The 17,261-nt window shown below is 50.8% G+C and carries 15 protein-coding genes, 2 rRNA genes and 1 pseudogene; 2 read left to right on the top strand and 16 right to left on the bottom strand.

Annotation, left to right across the window (positions count from 1 at the left end):
* Window positions 1-7: 7 nt before the first annotated feature.
* Together ARCH_RS07350 and ARCH_RS07355 are read right to left on the bottom strand one after the other, a co-directional pair.
* Window positions 8-3,095 (bottom strand): 23S ribosomal RNA (locus ARCH_RS07350).
* Between the two features lie 235 nt (window positions 3,096-3,330).
* Window positions 3,331-4,859 (bottom strand): 16S ribosomal RNA (locus ARCH_RS07355).
* The 16S and 23S rRNA genes sit together here, the layout of an rRNA operon.
* 518 nt (window positions 4,860-5,377) lie before the next feature.
* Here ARCH_RS07355 and ARCH_RS07360 point away from each other — a divergent pair.
* A complete protein-coding gene (locus ARCH_RS07360; RefSeq protein WP_013170654.1) occupies window positions 5,378-5,920 on the top strand; it encodes an NADPH-dependent FMN reductase in 543 nt (180 codons plus the stop codon).
* Window positions 5,921-5,996: 76 nt separating this feature from the next.
* Here ARCH_RS07360 and ARCH_RS07365 read toward each other — a convergent pair whose 3' ends face one another.
* From ARCH_RS07365 to ARCH_RS07375, 3 genes are read right to left on the bottom strand one after another with little or no spacing between them, the layout of a single operon-like run.
* On the bottom strand, window positions 5,997-6,428 hold the full coding sequence (locus tag ARCH_RS07365; protein ID WP_013170655.1) for a rhodanese-like domain-containing protein: 432 nt from the start codon (window positions 6,426-6,428) through the stop codon (window positions 5,997-5,999).
* Window positions 6,429-6,465: 37 nt separating this feature from the next.
* Window positions 6,466-6,702 (bottom strand): discoidin domain-containing protein, encoded by a 237-nt coding sequence (locus tag ARCH_RS07370; RefSeq protein ID WP_013170656.1) that lies wholly within the window; start codon window positions 6,700-6,702, stop codon window positions 6,466-6,468.
* Window positions 6,703-6,754: 52 nt separating this feature from the next.
* Window positions 6,755-7,060, bottom strand: a complete 306-nt coding sequence (locus tag ARCH_RS07375) for a hypothetical protein (RefSeq protein WP_145961605.1) — start codon at window positions 7,058-7,060, stop codon at window positions 6,755-6,757.
* Window positions 7,061-7,213: 153 nt separating this feature from the next.
* Here ARCH_RS07375 and ARCH_RS07380 point away from each other — a divergent pair, with 153 nt between their 5' ends.
* Window positions 7,214-7,675: a Dps family protein gene (locus ARCH_RS07380; protein WP_013170658.1), complete on the top strand. Its 462-nt coding sequence runs from the start codon at window positions 7,214-7,216 to the stop codon at window positions 7,673-7,675.
* A gap of 130 nt (window positions 7,676-7,805) precedes the next feature.
* On the opposite strand, the gene ARCH_RS07385 is transcribed toward ARCH_RS07380, so the two are convergent.
* The 11 genes and pseudogenes from ARCH_RS07385 to ARCH_RS07435 all read right to left on the bottom strand — a co-directional run.
* Window positions 7,806-8,711 (bottom strand): DUF4300 family protein, encoded by a 906-nt coding sequence (locus ARCH_RS07385; RefSeq protein ID WP_013170659.1) that lies wholly within the window; start codon window positions 8,709-8,711, stop codon window positions 7,806-7,808.
* A gap of 16 nt (window positions 8,712-8,727) precedes the next feature.
* A complete protein-coding gene (locus ARCH_RS07390) occupies window positions 8,728-9,468 on the bottom strand; it encodes a CPBP family intramembrane glutamic endopeptidase (RefSeq protein WP_041640419.1) in 741 nt (246 codons plus the stop codon).
* 53 nt (window positions 9,469-9,521) lie between these two features.
* The gene (locus ARCH_RS07395; RefSeq protein ID WP_013170661.1) at window positions 9,522-10,121 is read right to left on the bottom strand and encodes a peroxiredoxin family protein; all 600 of its coding nucleotides are present in this window, start codon (window positions 10,119-10,121) and stop codon (window positions 9,522-9,524) included.
* Between the two features lie 122 nt (window positions 10,122-10,243).
* A complete protein-coding gene (gene ccsB, locus ARCH_RS07400; protein ID WP_013170662.1) occupies window positions 10,244-11,101 on the bottom strand; it encodes a c-type cytochrome biogenesis protein CcsB in 858 nt (285 codons plus the stop codon).
* A complete protein-coding gene (locus tag ARCH_RS07405) occupies window positions 11,094-12,536 on the bottom strand; it encodes a cytochrome c biogenesis protein ResB (protein WP_013170663.1) in 1,443 nt (480 codons plus the stop codon). The genes ccsB and ARCH_RS07405 overlap by 8 nt, the downstream gene beginning before the upstream one ends.
* Before the next feature lie 18 nt (window positions 12,537-12,554).
* A complete protein-coding gene (locus ARCH_RS07410; protein WP_013170664.1) occupies window positions 12,555-13,244 on the bottom strand; it encodes a cytochrome c biogenesis CcdA family protein in 690 nt (229 codons plus the stop codon).
* A 2-nt stretch (window positions 13,245-13,246) separates the two neighbouring features.
* The gene (locus ARCH_RS07415; protein ID WP_170121732.1) at window positions 13,247-13,999 is read right to left on the bottom strand and encodes a tetratricopeptide repeat protein; all 753 of its coding nucleotides are present in this window, start codon (window positions 13,997-13,999) and stop codon (window positions 13,247-13,249) included.
* A gap of 106 nt (window positions 14,000-14,105) precedes the next feature.
* On the bottom strand, window positions 14,106-15,593 hold the full coding sequence (locus ARCH_RS07420) for an ammonia-forming cytochrome c nitrite reductase subunit c552 (protein WP_013170666.1): 1,488 nt from the start codon (window positions 15,591-15,593) through the stop codon (window positions 14,106-14,108).
* Window positions 15,594-15,598: 5 nt separating this feature from the next.
* Window positions 15,599-16,177, bottom strand: a complete 579-nt coding sequence (gene nrfH, locus ARCH_RS07425; protein ID WP_315971663.1) for a cytochrome c nitrite reductase small subunit — start codon at window positions 16,175-16,177, stop codon at window positions 15,599-15,601.
* 164 nt (window positions 16,178-16,341) lie between these two features.
* Window positions 16,342-16,791, bottom strand: a complete 450-nt coding sequence (locus tag ARCH_RS07430; RefSeq protein ID WP_013170668.1) for a ribose-5-phosphate isomerase — start codon at window positions 16,789-16,791, stop codon at window positions 16,342-16,344.
* 30 nt (window positions 16,792-16,821) lie between these two features.
* Window positions 16,822-17,217, bottom strand: a pseudogene (locus ARCH_RS07435) (class II aldolase/adducin family protein); the annotation flags it as partial.
* Window positions 17,218-17,261: the final 44 nt, after the last annotated feature.

Consider the following 17,261-nt stretch of genomic DNA (forward strand, 5'->3'; position numbering starts at 1 on the left):
TACGTGTTTTTGTAGGTGGTTGGCCATTAGTACCAGTCAGCTTCACCCGTTACCGGGCTTCTACGTCTGGCCTATCAACCCTATGGTCTGTAGGGGGCCTTCCGATCGTTAGGATCGTGGAAACCTTATCTTAAAGCAGGCTTCCCGCTTAGATGCTTTCAGCGGTTATCCCTTCCGAACGTAGCTAACCAGCGATGCTCCTGGCGGAACAACTGGCACACCAGTGGTTCGTCCGTCCCGGTCCTCTCGTACTAGGGACAGCCCTTTTCAAGTTTCCTGCGCGCGCAGCGGATAGGGACCGAACTGTCTCACGACGTTCTGAACCCAGCTCGCGTGCCGCTTTAATGGGCGAACAGCCCAACCCTTGGGACCTACTCCAGCCCCAGGATGCGACGAGCCGACATCGAGGTGCCAAACCATGCCGTCGATATGAACTCTTGGGCAGGATCAGCCTGTTATCCCCGGGGTACCTTTTATCCGTTGAGCGACGGCGCTTCCACAAGCTACCGCCGGATCACTAGTTCCTACTTTCGTACCTGCTCGACCTGTCGGTCTCACAGTCAAGCTCCCTTGTGCACTTACACTCGATACCTGATTGCCAACCAGGCTGAGGGAACCTTTGAGCGCCTCCGTTACCATTTAGGAGGCAACCGCCCCAGTTAAACTACCCACCAGGCACTGTTCCTGAACCAGGTTATGGTCCGAGGTTAGACATCCAGTACGACCAGAGTGGTATTTCAACAATGACTCCATACCAACTGGCGTTGGTATTTCATAGTCTCCCACCTATCCTACACAAGCCGTACCGAACACCAATACCAAGCTATAGTAAAGGTCCCGGGGTCTTTCCGTCCTGCTGCGCGTAACGAGCATCTTTACTCGTAATGCAATTTCACCGAGTTCGTGGTTGAGACAGCGGAGAAGTCGTTACGCCATTCGTGCAGGTCGGAACTTACCCGACAAGGAATTTCGCTACCTTAGGATGGTTATAGTTACCACCGCCGTTTACTGGGGCTTAAATTCACAGCGTCGAACCACGAGGGTTCTAACCGTTCCTCTTAACCTTCCAGCACCGGGCAGGCGTCAGTCCGTATACATCCACTTACGTGTTCGCACGGACCTATGTTTTTGATAAACAGTCGCTTCTCCCTGGTTTCTGCGGCCATTACCCCTAGCCCGTGAAGGGCTTCAGGGTTTTGGCCCCCCTTCTTCCGAAGTTACGGGGGCATTTTGCCGAGTTCCTTAACCACGATTCACTCGCTCGCCTTAGTATACTCTACTTGACTACCTGTGTCGGTTTAGGGTACGGGCGGCTAGAACCTCACGTCGAGGCTTTTCTTGGCAGCACAGGATCACTCTGCTTCCCCACTAGTGTGGGTCATCATCCAGCCTCACCCCTTAATGTTCCCCGGATTTGCCTGGGGAACGGGCTGCGCTGTTAAACGTGGCAAGCCATTAGCCACGCGGAGCTACCACTCTGCGTCACCCCTGTTAACACGCTTGTCTACTACAAGATCAGGTCCCACGCTCCCCGATACCATCACGCCCGAAGACGTGGATGGATGGTTTGGGTGGTTAGTATCCCTTGGTTCGACAGGGACGGTTCTTCGCCGGTACCAGAATATCAACTGGTTGACCATCGACTACGCCTGTCGGCCTCGCCTTAGGACCCGACTAACCCAGGGCGGACGAACCTGGCCCTGGAACCCTTAGTCATTCGGCGGACGGGATTCTCACCCGTCATTCGCTACTCATGCCTGCATTCTCACTCGTACGAAATCCACAACCAATTACTTGTGCTGCTTCACCTCACGTACGACGCTCCCCTACCCAACAAACAAAGTGTTTATTGCCGCGGTTTCGGCGGTGTACTTAGCCCCGCTACATTGTCGGCGCAGAATCACTTGACCAGTGAGCTATTACGCACTCTTTCAAGGGTGGCTGCTTCTAAGCCAACCTCCTGGTTGTCACAGCAACTCCACATCCTTTCCCACTTAGCACACGCTTAGGGGCCTTAACCGGCGGTCTGGGCTGTTTCCCTCTCGACTACGAAGCTTATCCCCCGCAGTCTCACTGCCGTGCTCTGACTTACCGGCATTCGGAGTTTGGCTGACGTCAGTACCCCGATAAGGGCCATCGGCCATCCAGTCGCTCTACCTCCGGTAAGAAACACACGACGCTGCACCTAAATGCATTTCGGGGAGAACCAGCTATCACGGAGTTTGATTGGCCTTTCACCCCTACCCACAGGTCATCCCCTCCATTTTCAACTGAAGTGGGTTCGGTCCTCCACACGCTCTTACACGTGCTTCAACCTGCCCATGGGTAGATCACCCCGCTTCGGGTCTAGAACATGCAACTCACACGCTTTTTAAAACTCGCTTTCGCTACGGCTTCCCCACACGGGTTAACCTCGCTACATGCCACTAACTCGCAGGCTCATTCTTCAAAAGGCACGCCATCACCCCTACCAAGGAGGCTCTGACGGATTGTAAGCGTCCGGTTTCAGGTACTATTTCACTCCCCTCCCGGGGTACTTTTCACCATTCCCTCACGGTACTTATCCACTATCGGTCACACAGAGTATTTAGGCTTACACAGTGGTCTGTGCAGATTCACACGGGATTTCACGGGCCCCGTGCTACTTGGGCACCACATAAAGCAGGCAGGCATGTTCCAACTACCGGACTCTCACCGTCTACGGTCCAGCTTCCCAACTGATTCGTCTACACACCATACATTTATCACTACCCGACCCAGTATCGGCTGGATCAAACATGGCCCCACAACACCACACGCGCAACGCCCGACAGCTATCACACACGCATGGTTTGGCCTCATCCGCTTTCGCTCGCCACTACTCACAGAATATCTTTTCCTGCGGGTACTAAGATGTTTCACTTCCCCGCGTTACCCCCACACACCCTATACATTCAGGTGCGGGTAACCAGAAATAACTCTGGCCAGGTTCCCCCATTCGGACACCCCCGGATCACAGCTCGTTTGCCAACTCCCCGAGGCTTATCGCAGGCTACAACGTCCTTCATCGGCTCTGCATGCCAAGGCATCCACCGAACGCTCTTGAACACTTACAAAAAAACCAAAGATGCTCGCGTCCACTATACAATTCTCAACCACCACACCAACACCACACCCACACGCTACAACAACCGTCGCAACACGCAAGCACAGGCAGCACAGGATCTATTATCCCACACCCCAACAGCATGCCAACCCTCATACGATAAACCACTAAAAACCACTACCCAACCACCAGGCTAGGCACCACACAACAATAAACACAATAACGCGTGGTACGTGACTCCTTAGAAAGGAGGTGATCCAGCCGCACCTTCCGGTACGGCTACCTTGTTACGACTTCGTCCCAATCGCCAATCCCACCTTCGACCGCTCCCCCTCAAACGAGTTAGGCCACGGGCTTCGGGTGTTACCAACTTTCGTGACGTGACGGGCGGTGTGTACAAGGCCCGGGAACGTATTCACCGCAGCGTTGCTGATCTGCGATTACTAGCGACTCCGACTTCATGGGGTCGAGTTGCAGACCCCAATCCGAACTGAGACTGGCTTTAAGGGATTCGCTCACCCTCACAAGCTCGCAACCCTCTGTACCAGCCATTGTAGCATGCGTGAAGCCCAAGACATAAGGGGCATGATGATTTGACGTCATCCCCACCTTCCTCCGAGTTAACCCCGGCAGTCTCTCGTGAGTCCCCACCATAACGTGCTGGCAACACAAGACAAGGGTTGCGCTCGTTGCGGGACTTAACCCAACATCTCACGACACGAGCTGACGACAACCATGCACCACCTGTACACCAGTCCGAAGACTCACACATCTCTGCATAATCCCGGTGTATGTCAAGCCTTGGTAAGGTTCTTCGCGTTGCATCGAATTAATCCGCATGCTCCGCCGCTTGTGCGGGCCCCCGTCAATTCCTTTGAGTTTTAGCCTTGCGGCCGTACTCCCCAGGCGGGGCACTTAATGCGTTAGCTACGGTACAGAACCCATGGAAAAGGCCCCACACCTAGTGCCCAACGTTTACGGCATGGACTACCAGGGTATCTAATCCTGTTCGCTCCCCATGCTTTCGCTCCTCAGCGTCAGTAACGGCCCAGTAACCTGCCTTCGCCATCGGTGTTCCTCCTGATATCTGCGCATTCCACCGCTACACCAGGAATTCCAATTACCCCTACCGCACTCTAGCCTGCCCGTACCCACTGCAGCCCCGGAGTTAAGCCCCGGTCTTTCACAGCAGACGCGACAAACCGCCTACGAGCTCTTTACGCCAATAATTCCGGACAACGCTCGCGCCCTACGTATTACCGCGGCTGCTGGCACGTAGTTAGCCGGCGCTTATTCAACACCTACCCTCAACTTTCGCCTTGTTCAGTGTTAAAAGGAGTTTACAACCCGAAAGCCTTCATCCCCCACGCGGCGTCGCTGCATCAGACTTCCGTCCATTGTGCAATATTCCCCACTGCTGCCTCCCGTAGGAGTCTGGGCCGTATCTCAGTCCCAATGTGGCCGGTCACCCTCTCAGGCCGGCTACCCGTCGACGCCTTGGTAGGCCATCACCCCACCAACAAGCTGATAGGCCGTGAGCCCATCCCCCACCAGAAAAACCTTTCCAACCCCCACCATGCGGCAGAAGCAGAATATCTAGTATTAGACCTCGTTTCCAAGGCTTATCCCAAGAGAAAGGGGCAGGTTACTCACGTATTACTCACCCGTTCGCCACTAATCCAACCCCCGCAAGCAGGAGCCTTCATCGTTCGACTTGCATGTGTTAAGCACGCCGCCAGCGTTCGTCCTGAGCCAGGATCAAACTCTCCAAACAAAAAACCAAACACCCACAAAAGGCATCCAATCAATACATCCGAAAAGCCCAACAGGCTCAACAAAAAAAGACAAACCAAAACTAGCTCATCCAAAAAACAGCATCAAACCAACCAGCAAAAAACCAGCCAGCCCAACACCAAAAAAATAATCGTAAAAAAAGCTGACACACTATTGAGATATCAAACAACACACCCACACCCAACAACCACCCACCACAAAAGCAGACAACCATCAAGAAGGCAACATCACGAAGAAAACCATCCCGCAAGAACCGTTCCAGCCCCTCGCAACGAATAAATACTCTACCCACCCACACCCCACAACGTCAAACCAAACCAACGTAACCCCCACCACACACCCACAAAACCCCACCACACCAACAAAAAGCGCTAAACACTAGACACCCCGTCCAACACATAGTTTATTATTTAATAAAATTGTTGGGTGGTCACTTACGTGATCGGCGTCGAAAATACGATTCTGCACCCACACAGCCCACCACACGAAAGGAAAAACATGACGAAAATTGGCATTTTTGTCGGAAGCCGCCGGAATGGCTCCTGGAACCAGAAAGTTGCAGATGATCTAACAACCTTGCTTCCTGAAACGTTCGAAACTTGCCAGATCGAGATCCACAACCTCCCTTTCTATGAAAGCGAATGGGACCAGCCCGAAACGTTGCCAGAACCGGTGCGAATCGCACGCAAAATCGCCGAAGAATGCGATGGCTTCATCTTCATCACTCCAGAATACAACCGGTCGATCCCGGCGGTCATCAAGAATGCTCTGGACATCCTGTCACGCCCATACGGCTCCACTCGCTTCACAGGCAAGCCAACCCTGATCGCCACTGCCACGCCGGGCGCCATGGGAGGTTTCGGCGCTAACCGCGATCTGCGCACGGTGCTCAGTTTCCTTGACGCGCACCTCATCCAGCAACCAGAAATCCACCTGAGCTTCGTTCACCAGCTTTATGACGCGCACGGCCAGCTCAATTCCGCAACCCAGGAATTCTTAGAGGGCGCGGTTGCAAAGTTCAGTACTGCGTTTGCGCGCTGAGTTTTCGTTATTTAACGACGATAACGACGAGGGTGCGGGGATCGAAGATCCCCGCACCCCTTGCGGCTCGCATCAGTCAGCGTTCTGCAACAACGTCAACGCCAAGTTCTTGAGAGGCCTGATCCACAGATCCCACGTTCTTCACGTTTTTAAAGCCGATGCTTTCCATGTAGCCTTTGGCGCCCGATGCCCGGTTTCCTGAACGGCAGTAGAGGATGTAGTGGCCATCGCGGTCAAGATCCTTCACCTGTTCTTGGAATTTCGGATCGTTCACGTCAAAGTTCACGGCGTCCACTAGGTGTCCACCAGCGAATTCTTCTGGGGTCCGGACGTCAATAATCATGGGTTTCTCCTCTGACTTGGAATCGAGTTGAGAATCGGATGTGGCTAAAGCGGATTCCTTCGCAGGCGTTTGATCACCCGGCACTGTTTCTGCCTGACCAGAACCAGCATTGGTACAGCCACCAGCCGCTGCCACAAGCGCAATTACTGTTGCTATCTTCTTCATGGCACCCCATTCTACCCTGATTGTCTTGACGCCAACCCTAGGGCGCTTTGACAATCTGAATTTCCGTTGCAGACATAACCTGCTGATCAAGTGCCGATGGTTGAGCAGAAAGCCCTTTCAATCGAACATAGGCTGCAGTAACGCCATTAAGTCCGATGAATTGTGGTTCCGCAGTATCCTTCAGTTCGCCCTTTACCACAGGTTCGCCCCAGTTCTGGACATCGTTCGATACGTAGAGTTCGTATCCTTTCACGCGACCATTCGGGGACGTCACCCGCACGCCCTGTGTACACGTACCCACACAACTTCACTGGATTTTCGGCCACTTACACATCAAGTACATGAGGGAATCCTTCGCTTCCGTTCTTCCATTGAGTGTGCCAGAAGGTGTTGGGATCACCATCAATAGCTGATCCATACCCTCCACTGTTTTTCGATTCACCGCGGGGTTGTTCTGAATCTTTCTCATGAATTGTAAGGGCGGATTCACCAATAAAATTCTCTGATCCCACTGTGATATCCCGAAGGACTGGGCTTCGTGGAGCGCCCAATGCTGGAGAGGCAACACCTGCCACTATGCCAGTAACTATGAGAGCACTAGAGGCCACCACAGCAACAAGCTGTTTCTTCACCGGAAACGTTTCACTACGCAACACTCCTTCGCATCTCCGTTTCGTAGATATAACAACCATGTTCCCTTATGGCGAAGTTGGTTGCCGTTATCCGGCATCCAAGGGGATACTTGAAATATAAAAGATCTTTTTGCATACGCGAAGGAGAAGAAAATGACTCACGGTTTCACCGGTTCTGCAATTCTATCCGAAGGCCTCCAGAAGGCTCTCAACGATGTTACCGCCCTATCACTCGTGGGCAAGCAGCTCCACTGGAACGTGGTAGGCGTTGGCTTCCGCGGCCTCCACCTCTATCTTGATGAAGTTGTTGCAATTGCTCGCACCGCTTCTGATGACATCGCTGAACGTATGCGTGCAGTGAACTTGATTCCAGACGGCCGTCCACAGACCATCGCCGAACTCACCACTTTGCCAGCAGCTCCAGAAGCAGTCATCTCCGTTCCAGAAACTGTTGAAGCTGCCGTTGCCGCCATTAACGCAACCGTGGCCACCATGCGCCAGGTTCACGAAAAGGTGGATGCTGAAGATTCCGCTTCGGCAGATATTCTTCTTGACTACGTTCGTCAGCTCGAACAGCAAGCATGGTTCATCCGTTCTTCAGTTGATCAGGCCTGATTAACTGAGCACAACTGCTGGAGGGCACCCGGTTCCGGGTGCCCTCTGACGCAAAACTCACCCAGAGCCGGTGATAGGCGCCTATAGAGGCCTATCACCGGCTCTGGGTGAGTTTTGCGTAAAGTACAGATCAGGAAAGTGAGAGCACCTGATCGTTTTCCATGATGATTGGCTGCGAATAATCGGTGTCTGGTCCATCGTCATAGGTTGCACGCAAGTAGGCCACCAGCTGATCGCGCGATTCAAACCATAATGCACGGTACGGCTGATTGAATGTGAGTTTCTCAACGTAGAGGAGACGGCCGTCGTCAGCTTCGGCCAACAACCCCGCATGCGTAACGAACATGGATGCATCTTCTGGATCAGAAACATCGTGAACAAACACGTTCACTACGCTCGCTTTCCCAGGATTGTAAGTGATCGCGTGTTTCTTTTGATATTCCATGATGTTTGCAACGTGAGTTTCCGAATCCTTTTCGGCCGTGGTTGGGATACGCCCGAAGAACCCGGTAAAAGCATCACGGTCCGCAACAGTAAATGTTTGCGGATCAGACTTAATAGTTTCGAGGTCTTTAAATAGTTCCGATCCATCGGCGCCTTCAGGATTTCCAACACCGAGCAAACTTCGGCCTGCTGTAAAGGCCGTGATCCGGCAATTAATAAGGTTTTTGTTGTGGGCTTCGGCAGCGGTAGCAATGGCTGCTTTATCTTCATCGCTGGATTCTTTTAGCGGCTGGAACCCCACTTTAACCAGCGACCCTGTGGGTATCGTGGCGTTGAATTTGACCACCTGGTTTTCGAATTCTCGCAGATCTGTTTTCGCCATTCCCGCTTCGGCTAGGATTCGCAGGACTTCCGCACGGCTTTCATCATCCACCAGATTACTAACCTTGAGGTATGAAAAATCTGAGGCCTTGCGCGCGGCGGGTTTCGTGACGGTAGGAGACGACGAGGTAGCGCGTTCCGCATCATCCGAACAACCGGTTAGCCCGGAAATGTCACAAAGACAAGCAAGTGCAGTGGCAATCTTCTTCATAGGACTCAAATGTAGATTATCTGTCAAGTTGCGGTAACCGGCGCTTCCACAGAATCAGAGCACCTATACACCCCACGATGTATTGCGGCGCTAAAATCGCGGTCATTAACGGTACATTTGAAGGCAAATCGGAATCAAAATTGATCACAACTACAGGTGTGATATTGACCGTCCAGTGGATTGCAGCGGCAAGAAGTGCACGTTGCCACCACGATCCTCCCATAAGCATCTCTATCCCATACGAGATGGCAATACAGGTGCTGGCAAACACAAGGAAATCACTAAGATCTAACAGCTGATCCCCATGCCATGCGGCCCAGAGTGTGCCAACAATCAACGTACCGGCAAGTGGACCAAAACGTTCTACAAAGATTGGCTGAAGAAACCCGCGCCATCCTATTTCTTCGAAGAATGCGCCGAAATATTGAACCGTAAGAAAACCTATCAAGTGCCAATCTTGAAAGATGGGATAGAAATGAGCAACGTTCAACACTTCTGCCAACAGCCAGGTACTTCCCACATAAATGACACATATAAGAACCACCAGCCGGCCGCGATACCGAAAGGCCATCATCCGTGATGATTTGATAGGAAGAAAACAACGAAGTTCTTCGCGATATATCACCCACAAAGTCAGTAAGCCAAGAGCTGGGCCTAGTTGTGGAAACGCAATATAACCGAGGCTGACATCCCACCAGATTTGGGCCGAAATTAGCCAGAGAGAATGAACAAGTGTGGCACCTAAAAAAATCAGCACGTGCCGCCACGGAAAACTACTTCCGTGGCAGACTCGTGCTAATTCGGCACTGTTCATTTGATCTTCGCTAAATGGCTCTCAATATGCTTTTTACTTAAGACACCCACAGCATGATCTCTAATGATCCCATCACTGTCAATGAAGAAATGAGCGGGTATGCCAATCGTGCCGTATGCCCGCGAAACATCCCCTGTTTCATCTGGCGCAAGCGAAAATTCTAAGCCTGCTTTTTCGGCGTAAGATGCCACATCTTTCACTGATTCTCCACCAAATACGGAAACTACCTGGAGTTCTTCAGAGGAATGGGCCGCATAGGCATTCTGTATGTCAGGCATTTCAGCCCGGCATCCCTGACACCACGTAGCAACGAAATTTACCCAGACCGGTTTGCCTTTGAGCTCACTTAAGCGGACAGTTTCGCCCGTAATAGTTGTGAGTTGGAAATCAGGGGCTTGTGCGCCTACGCTTGGCGCTTGGCCTTCTCCTCCAATCTGGAGTTGACTTGCGGCGCCGTTTTCTCCAGCACCAGAATCAGACGGTACGCCTTTCAGATACCACGCACCTAAGAGGACACATGCAGCAGTGACTGCCAGAACCACGACGGTTCCGAACCTACTTTCGCGTACCTTTGCACGCCAATCTTGTTCAGGCATGAATCTTCCTTTCTTTCACTACGTCCATCGTACCGCGCGCCTCCCACACATATTTAGTCAGCACGCATAGTAAAGGCCGAACCAGATTTACCCTGGTCCGGCCTTTACCTGCACGCATTATGTCACGCGTATGAGTGGAGACCACCGAACCAGTAATTACCAAAGAAGGTAAAAATGATTGCGATAAAACCAATCACTAGAAGCCATGCAGCTTTTGTTCCACGCCAGTCACGGACGACTCGAGCGTGCAAGTAGGCCCCGTAAATCAGCCATGTTACGAGAGCCGCTGTTTCCTTTGGATCCCAGGCCCAGTAACGGCCCCAGGCAATGTTTGCCCAAATAGAACCAAGGATGATCATGATAGTGAGAAGCGGGAACGTAATAACAACTGCTTTATAGGCAATCTCATCAAGCAATTCTTGCTTCGGCCATCCACGCCATGTCACCTTCGGTGCCAACAAATACATAAGAGCAGCCCCAAAACCAACCACGGCAGCACCATAGGAAAGAGCAGCAGTGAACACATGCAGGGTTAGTAATGGACTATTTTGCAAGGCCGGCATCAACGGGTCATTTTCGTAAGAAAGACGCGTAATGTAAATCAGCATCGCTAGAATCACTGGCAAGGTGAACAGAGCCAAAGTACGAACACGATACTGACGATCGAAATACACCTGGAATAGAAGCATTCCCCAGGAGAACGACGTAGCAAACTCGTACTGATTAGCTAATGGAACTTTTCCGGTAGCTACCCATCGCAACACCATAGACAGGGTTAACGCAACGAAAGCCAAAATAACGAAGGCTCCCGCATACCACGTACTACCCCGTTTCTTGGACTGTGTAGACACTGCGGTATTACCTGCCACACTACGGTTGCGCATCCGCCACGCAGTAAAGGTCACAAGAACATAGGCAACAAATGCCAACGCAACAAGCAAGGTTGTTGCAAAAAGTAAAATCTGGGAGTACTCAAGCACGAGCATCCTCCTTCTTCTTTTCCGCTATCGTTATAACTTTTTCAGCAAATTCCTTGAACTGGCGTTCAAAACCCAATTCAGCCTTATCATGAGATGCAAACTGCACACGGCTTCCCGAACCTTCAGGAACAACTCGCACCCACAGCCGATGATGCCGCAGCAGCATTGTCACTGTTGTCCCAAACGCGATCAACGCGCACCCGATCCATACCACGGTGGTCCCTGGATCGTTTTTTACAGTAATTCCTGCATATTGTGCTTCACGGATAAAGGTGTACGTAAGATCGCCAATTTTTACTGGTTCACCCTGATTAACAACCTGCTGATTCTCAGGCTTATTCGACCCTTCCGGATACACCTCAATACGCATCTGGCCCGGTTTAATATCCACAACCTGTTGTCCTGAAGCAACAGCAACAACGTAAACGTCACGCTTTTGTTCAGGAAGATTAACTACACCATACGTGTACCGGCCATCAGCCGTAGATTTTGTTAACGGGACTCCATTCGCAAAAATTTCAGATCCTGAAGCATCGGCAATACTCACCACACTCGCCAACCCAAATGACGCCTGATGGAAGGTCACACCATCAACTGTCAGAGGACTATTCACACGTACTTCTTGCCGCGCCAAACGTTTCCCGTTCTTAGAGACAACCAGATCGGTCACGTAATCCTTCGGTTTGCCATTTTCATAGTAGGTATCTTTGAAAGATTCAGCCTTCGCTACCAGACCAGTATCATGCCCTACAGGCTTCTCATATCCAACAGTCAACGTAAACGATTCATCTCGGAATCCAGTAAATGATGACACCAAGAATCCGCAAATAATAATCACGAAAGCAGCATGAGAAAACGCAGTACCAAAAGGTGCCCAACGGAAACGATCCACGTAAAAACGCTGTTCGTTTGTCTGATCGTCAACTAACACACGCCCATGCCACCGTTTCGTTTGGGTACGCAACGCAGCCACCACGTCGTCGTCCGAAGCGATCGTCTTAAACTCAGTACGCAACCGCGCCCGCTCAAAAAACGAATCACGAACCTTCACATGCGGATGAAAAGCCGCCTTATACAGCACTGGAAGCCGATGAACCGTACACCCAATAATGCTCAGGCACAGCAAAAGCATTGATCCTAAAAACACCCACGACGTAAAAATGCTAAAGAACCCAAGCGCGCCCAAAATATCAGTCCACCCGCCGTAAACGTCCGAAACACGTTCCAAAAACGCACCCCACGCCTGCGGATCATCCCGAACCTCATTGCTAACTTGAGGCATAATCACGCCGATCATACTTAGCAAGCCCACAAGCAAAATCAGGAGCATCCCAATTTTCTTGTTGTAGAAAAAGGCATAAATCATATTTACTACCTGGGACAACGAAAGATTCACGCTATCTAGCTCATCAGAAGTCTCAACCACGTCAGCCATTCCTTCTCTCCTCACTCATCACGCAACAACCGGGAACCAGCTAACAAGCCGTTCAAACATATTCACGATCATCAAGAACCCAACCACAACCAGCAGAGCGCCACTCACCAGCGAAATCGCATCATGATGCCGCCGGAACCAACCGAAACGTTCACGAACATCAACCGCGCCAACAGCAACCAACACAATCGGCAAACCCAAACCCACACAGTACGCAAGCATCAAAACAATTCCGCGAACCACCGTGTCAGTTTGCGAAGCCAACGCCAAAATACCGCCCAAAATAGGCCCAATACACGGAGTCCACCCCGCACCAAAAATCAGCCCCATCAGACCAGACCGTCCCACTCCCGGGCGAACCCGCGTAGCCGAACGCATATCTCCCGAAAATTGACGATCCAGCACCGGGATCCGGATCAACTGTGCCATATGCAAACCCAGCACAATCAAAACCGAACCACCGGAAACCCGCAGGATCTCGCTATATTGCCCAATCACATGACCAAATAGCCCAATCGACACCCAGAGTCCAATGAAAACCATGGAAAAACCAACGATAAATGCCACCGCATTCCACACTGCTGACCAGCGCGACACGCGCCCAGGCGTGCCCCCAATCAGTTGCGCAATAAAAACGGGAACGATCGGCAAAAAACACGGCGACGCGAATGAAACAATCCCCGCCATAAAGGCCACAGCGATAGTCATCGTTAGTGCTTCGAATCGGAACCGGTCACAGGGCCCGGTGCGCTTTGACGATATTCTTTTACAGCCTTCGCCATATCTGAATCTGGAGCAAGTTCAAGCACCTTATCCCAGGCGCGTTTCAAGCCCGCCTCATCTTTCGGTTCGCGCATCAAATACACGTAACCAAGATTGAACCAAGGTTCTGGCTTGGTTGCGTCAACTTCGGTTGCGTGGGTCCAGTGTTTTTCTGCCGCATCAAAATTGTTCACATTGAATTCTGAAACACCAGCCATAAGGAGCGTTTCAAGATCGTCTGGGGAAAGTTCCAGTGCGCGACCAAAGTACGTGTTGGCATCCTGGTAGTAGCCAGCATCGAAGTATTCTTTGCCCAGGTCCTTGTGGGAATCGATATCTTGAGGGTTCGCTTCGATCTTCTTTTTCAGTTCCCCAACTTTTCCATCGTTAAGCGTGACCCCTGGCTTTTTCGCCTTGCTTGTGGCTTTACCGTGCATGCTCGAAATATCTGGATGGTTTTTCGGAAGTTGAGTTTCAGAATTTCGTATGCCAGATTGGCGAACAATAACCACTACGGCGATCGCCAACAGAACTACCAGCACAAGCTCAAGTTTGGTGTAGCCGCGCTTAGTTTTCTTTGGTTTTGGTGCTGGTTCCGCAGGAGTTTGTTGCGGTTCGGGATCCAACAATTCGGAATCGTCAAACGCTTCGATGCCTACGGCATCGTCTTCTAGCGGCTTATTATCGTTCGTTTCTGGCATGATTTTTCTTTCTTCTAAAGTTCCGTGTGGGGCGGAGCCTGGAAACACGGTGACGGCACCTTTCATCCAAAGATGCCGTCACCGTGACTACGCAACCATGAATCCGTTACTTTCGTGGACCTGGGCGATCCACTGGAGCAATCGTGTAGCTGGATGCAGGCCGCTTGGTTTCAACCTGGATCCCACGAAGCGCCAGCTGACCCGAGCGGGCATAATCTGTTGCTTCGTTCAAGATCGCTACCGAATACTGTGGCGCGTGGAATCCTCGCGAGTTTTCAGAAACAGAGTAATCGACTATGAACTGAGCCTTGCGCTGGAACTCTTGAGCCTTCTTCATGTTAGCTTCAGATACATTTCCTTCAGCGCGTGCCTTCGTAATATCTTCGATCAGGCTTTGGACTGCAGTGAATGCGGTGTCCTTTGCATCAGACCAGCGATGTTGGATGGCTTCCACACGGCCACGCATTTCCTTGGCAGAAGAGTGGTGGCAGGTGAGGCAGGTTGCGTTGATTTGTTCATCATCGGCCATTGGCGAACGGACCTGGTGATCTGAAATCTTTGCTGCCCCATCACGCTTGTATGGCATGTGGCAATCGGCGCAGGATACGCCATTATCCGCATGAATACCTTGACTCCAGGTTTCGAAATCTGGGTGTTGAGCCTTGATAACTTCCGCTCCCGTATCCTTGTGGGTGAAGTCGCTGAAGCCAGCTTCATCATAGTAGTCAATGGCGTCATTGACTGTGAGTCCCTTAGTCCACGGGAAGGTTAGAGTCTTTCCTTCGCCCTTGAAATAGTATTCGACGTGGCACTGTGCACAAACATACGTACGCATTTCTTGATGCGTGGCATCCTTGTTGACATCAAAATCCTTGATGCCTTCAGCTGCTTTCGCGGCCTTGATACCTTCGATGAAGGCTGGGCGCGAAACGCGTAGCTTCATGGTCTTCGGATCGTGGCAATCAATACAGCCGATTGGCCCGTTTGCGTGTTGAACTGCCTCATCGTATGGCATCTTATTCATTTGCGCCCAGCCATCAGCTGGATCATTCGGGTTAATCGAATTAACTACCTGCGGAATCGACGCGTGGCAGTTCAAGCATGCACCTGGCTGCTTAAAGTCAGTCATACGCTTAACGAACTTTTGATCTTCGAGCATGTATTCATGGCCGCGTGGTTCGTTATATTCCACAGAGAACGCGTAGCCCTTCCAGATGCTGACAAGGCGTGGTTCAATTTCAAGCTTCGAACGAGTCTTGAATTCACGCTTATCTTCTGGAACGTTTGGTTCCGTATTTGGAATCTTGCGTTCTTCATTTAGCTTCGATGTTGCTTTGAATCCTTCGTATTGCCGTGGGAAGTTTTGTCCCCAGGTTTCAGAATCAAAGGTAGTATCGTCGATCTTAGTCACTGGGCTCCACGGATGAGCAGCCTCTTGTTTGTGGCTCACAATATCTAGCAACAACCAAGTTATTGCGGCGCCTACAAGCGCCACGATAACGAGTACAGCGATAGCTAACCATGATCGTGGTTGCTTTGCTGCACTGTTTGAGCTAGGGGTTTGAGTCTCGACGTCGGTGTGTTCCGAACTCATATCTTTCACCTCTTATGCCCAACACCATCATGGCACTTGATGCACGATAGTGTTTCACCGTTTTGGACCGAATTATGTGCGATCTGATCCACGAAATTTCCGTGGCAATAGATGCATGCGTGTTCTGTGACCTCTTTGTTGTGAGGCCGGATTTGGATATTCTCTGGATAATTGCCGAATGTGAACTTCAGCGAATGCATCAATCCGTTTTCAGCTTTATTTATGTATTTAGAGACGAGGCTATCGTGCGGCGCATGGCAGTCATTACATGTAGCCACGTTCGCATGAGAGCCCTTCATATATCCGTCATACTGTTCATTCATTGCATGGCACGAATTACAGGTTTGAGGATCATTGCCAAAATACTTTGTAAATCCCGCGTAATGGAGAGTTACCCCTCCGATGCCAATAACTAGCCCTAGAGCCGCGGCAACCACAAGACCAAGTTTTCCAGAAAAAATACCTGTTATGGCACGCCACAAACGGCGAATCAGCGATGGTTTCCGCTCCACTGCGCACCTCCAGATAAATAACAACACTTCCTTAACGTGTCTCAATATAATTGTATGAGGAGAGCAGCCCACATACCTAACAGTTTCCCCACCAAGTGTCTCTTTTTACGATAAATAGTAATTGCACAATAGTGAAAATAGGACTTAGGTCTCCAGGCGTGCCATTCTGCAGCTCAGACTAAAGTGGGGTGCCTTCAAGCATTCCAGCTCAAAAACACCCCACGTGCCTGTCTCATTTATTCATAAGAACAGATCGCGTCTACTTTTGGTTTAGACGCTGATGACGCATCAAACTCATAATCAAGAAATTCCTTCACTAATCGCCGAGCTAGCTCTTTCCCAATAACTCGTTCGCCCAAACACAACACTTGACCATTATTGGAAAGCACTAATCGTTCTACAGAAAATGAATCATGAGCAACTGCAGCCCGAATACCATGAATCTTGTTCGCCGCGATAGCCATTCCCATACCAGTACCGCAAATGAACACCCCTCGGTCAGCTTTACCATCAGCGATTATCTTGGCACCAGCCGCAGAAACGTGCGGATAGTACGTACCATCCGTAGATTCAACCCCAACGTCAATCACTTCGTCAACTCTCGGATCCGCCTGTAAATCTTCCTTGATAAAATGACGATATTCTGCACCCGCATTATCGGATGCTACTACAACTCGAAAACCCACAATAAATACCTTTCACTACGTTCATGAGCCTCATTGCCCATAAACTTCCCTATACCGCCTATTGAGAGATGCAAGATCACCAGCATCAATCTCACATGCGGTTCCAAGCGATTGTGCTATCGCTAATGTTTTCGCAACTTCTTCCAACATGACAGCAGTTTTAACTGCCTCTACCGCCGTATTTCCTACAACAAACGGACCATGATTTGCCATCAGAACAGCCGAGGCATTGCTCCTTTTTAGAGTTTCAACAATTCCTCTCCCGATTGATTCATCGCCGATTAAAGCAAATGGCCCAACAGGGATCTCTCCACCGAATTCATCACCAATCATCGTGAGAATTGGCGGGATAGGCTTCCTAACTGCAGAAAATGCGGTGGCATATGGCGAATACGTGTGTACTACACCTCCGACATCTGGCATATGAGGCTACCCTCGTTTAGTGGACACCCAGGTAGTTACATTACGTG

The organism is Arcanobacterium haemolyticum DSM 20595, from assembly GCF_000092365.1.
Classification (GTDB): Bacteria; Actinomycetota; Actinomycetes; order Actinomycetales; family Actinomycetaceae; genus Arcanobacterium; species Arcanobacterium haemolyticum.

Bases quoted from the DNA above. Each gene is read 5' to 3' on its own strand.
- ARCH_RS07395 (WP_013170661.1), bottom strand. From the start codon at position 10,121: ATGCCTGAACAAGATTGGCGTGCAAAGGTACGCGAAAGTAGGTTCGGA.
- ARCH_RS07360 (WP_013170654.1), top strand. From the start codon at position 5,378: ATGACGAAAATTGGCATTTTTGTCGGAAGCCGCCGGAATGGCTCCTGG.
- ARCH_RS07420 (WP_013170666.1), bottom strand. From the start codon at position 15,593: ATGAGTTCGGAACACACCGACGTCGAGACTCAAACCCCTAGCTCAAAC.
- ARCH_RS07405 (WP_013170663.1), bottom strand. From the start codon at position 12,536: ATGGCTGACGTGGTTGAGACTTCTGATGAGCTAGATAGCGTGAATCTT.
- ARCH_RS07410 (WP_013170664.1), bottom strand. From the start codon at position 13,244: ATGACTATCGCTGTGGCCTTTATGGCGGGGATTGTTTCATTCGCGTCG.
- ARCH_RS07365 (WP_013170655.1), bottom strand. From the start codon at position 6,428: ATGAAGAAGATAGCAACAGTAATTGCGCTTGTGGCAGCGGCTGGTGGC.
- ARCH_RS07380 (WP_013170658.1), top strand. From the start codon at position 7,214: ATGACTCACGGTTTCACCGGTTCTGCAATTCTATCCGAAGGCCTCCAG.
- ARCH_RS07385 (WP_013170659.1), bottom strand. From the start codon at position 8,711: ATGAAGAAGATTGCCACTGCACTTGCTTGTCTTTGTGACATTTCCGGG.
- ARCH_RS07415 (WP_170121732.1), bottom strand. From the start codon at position 13,999: ATGCCAGAAACGAACGATAATAAGCCGCTAGAAGACGATGCCGTAGGC.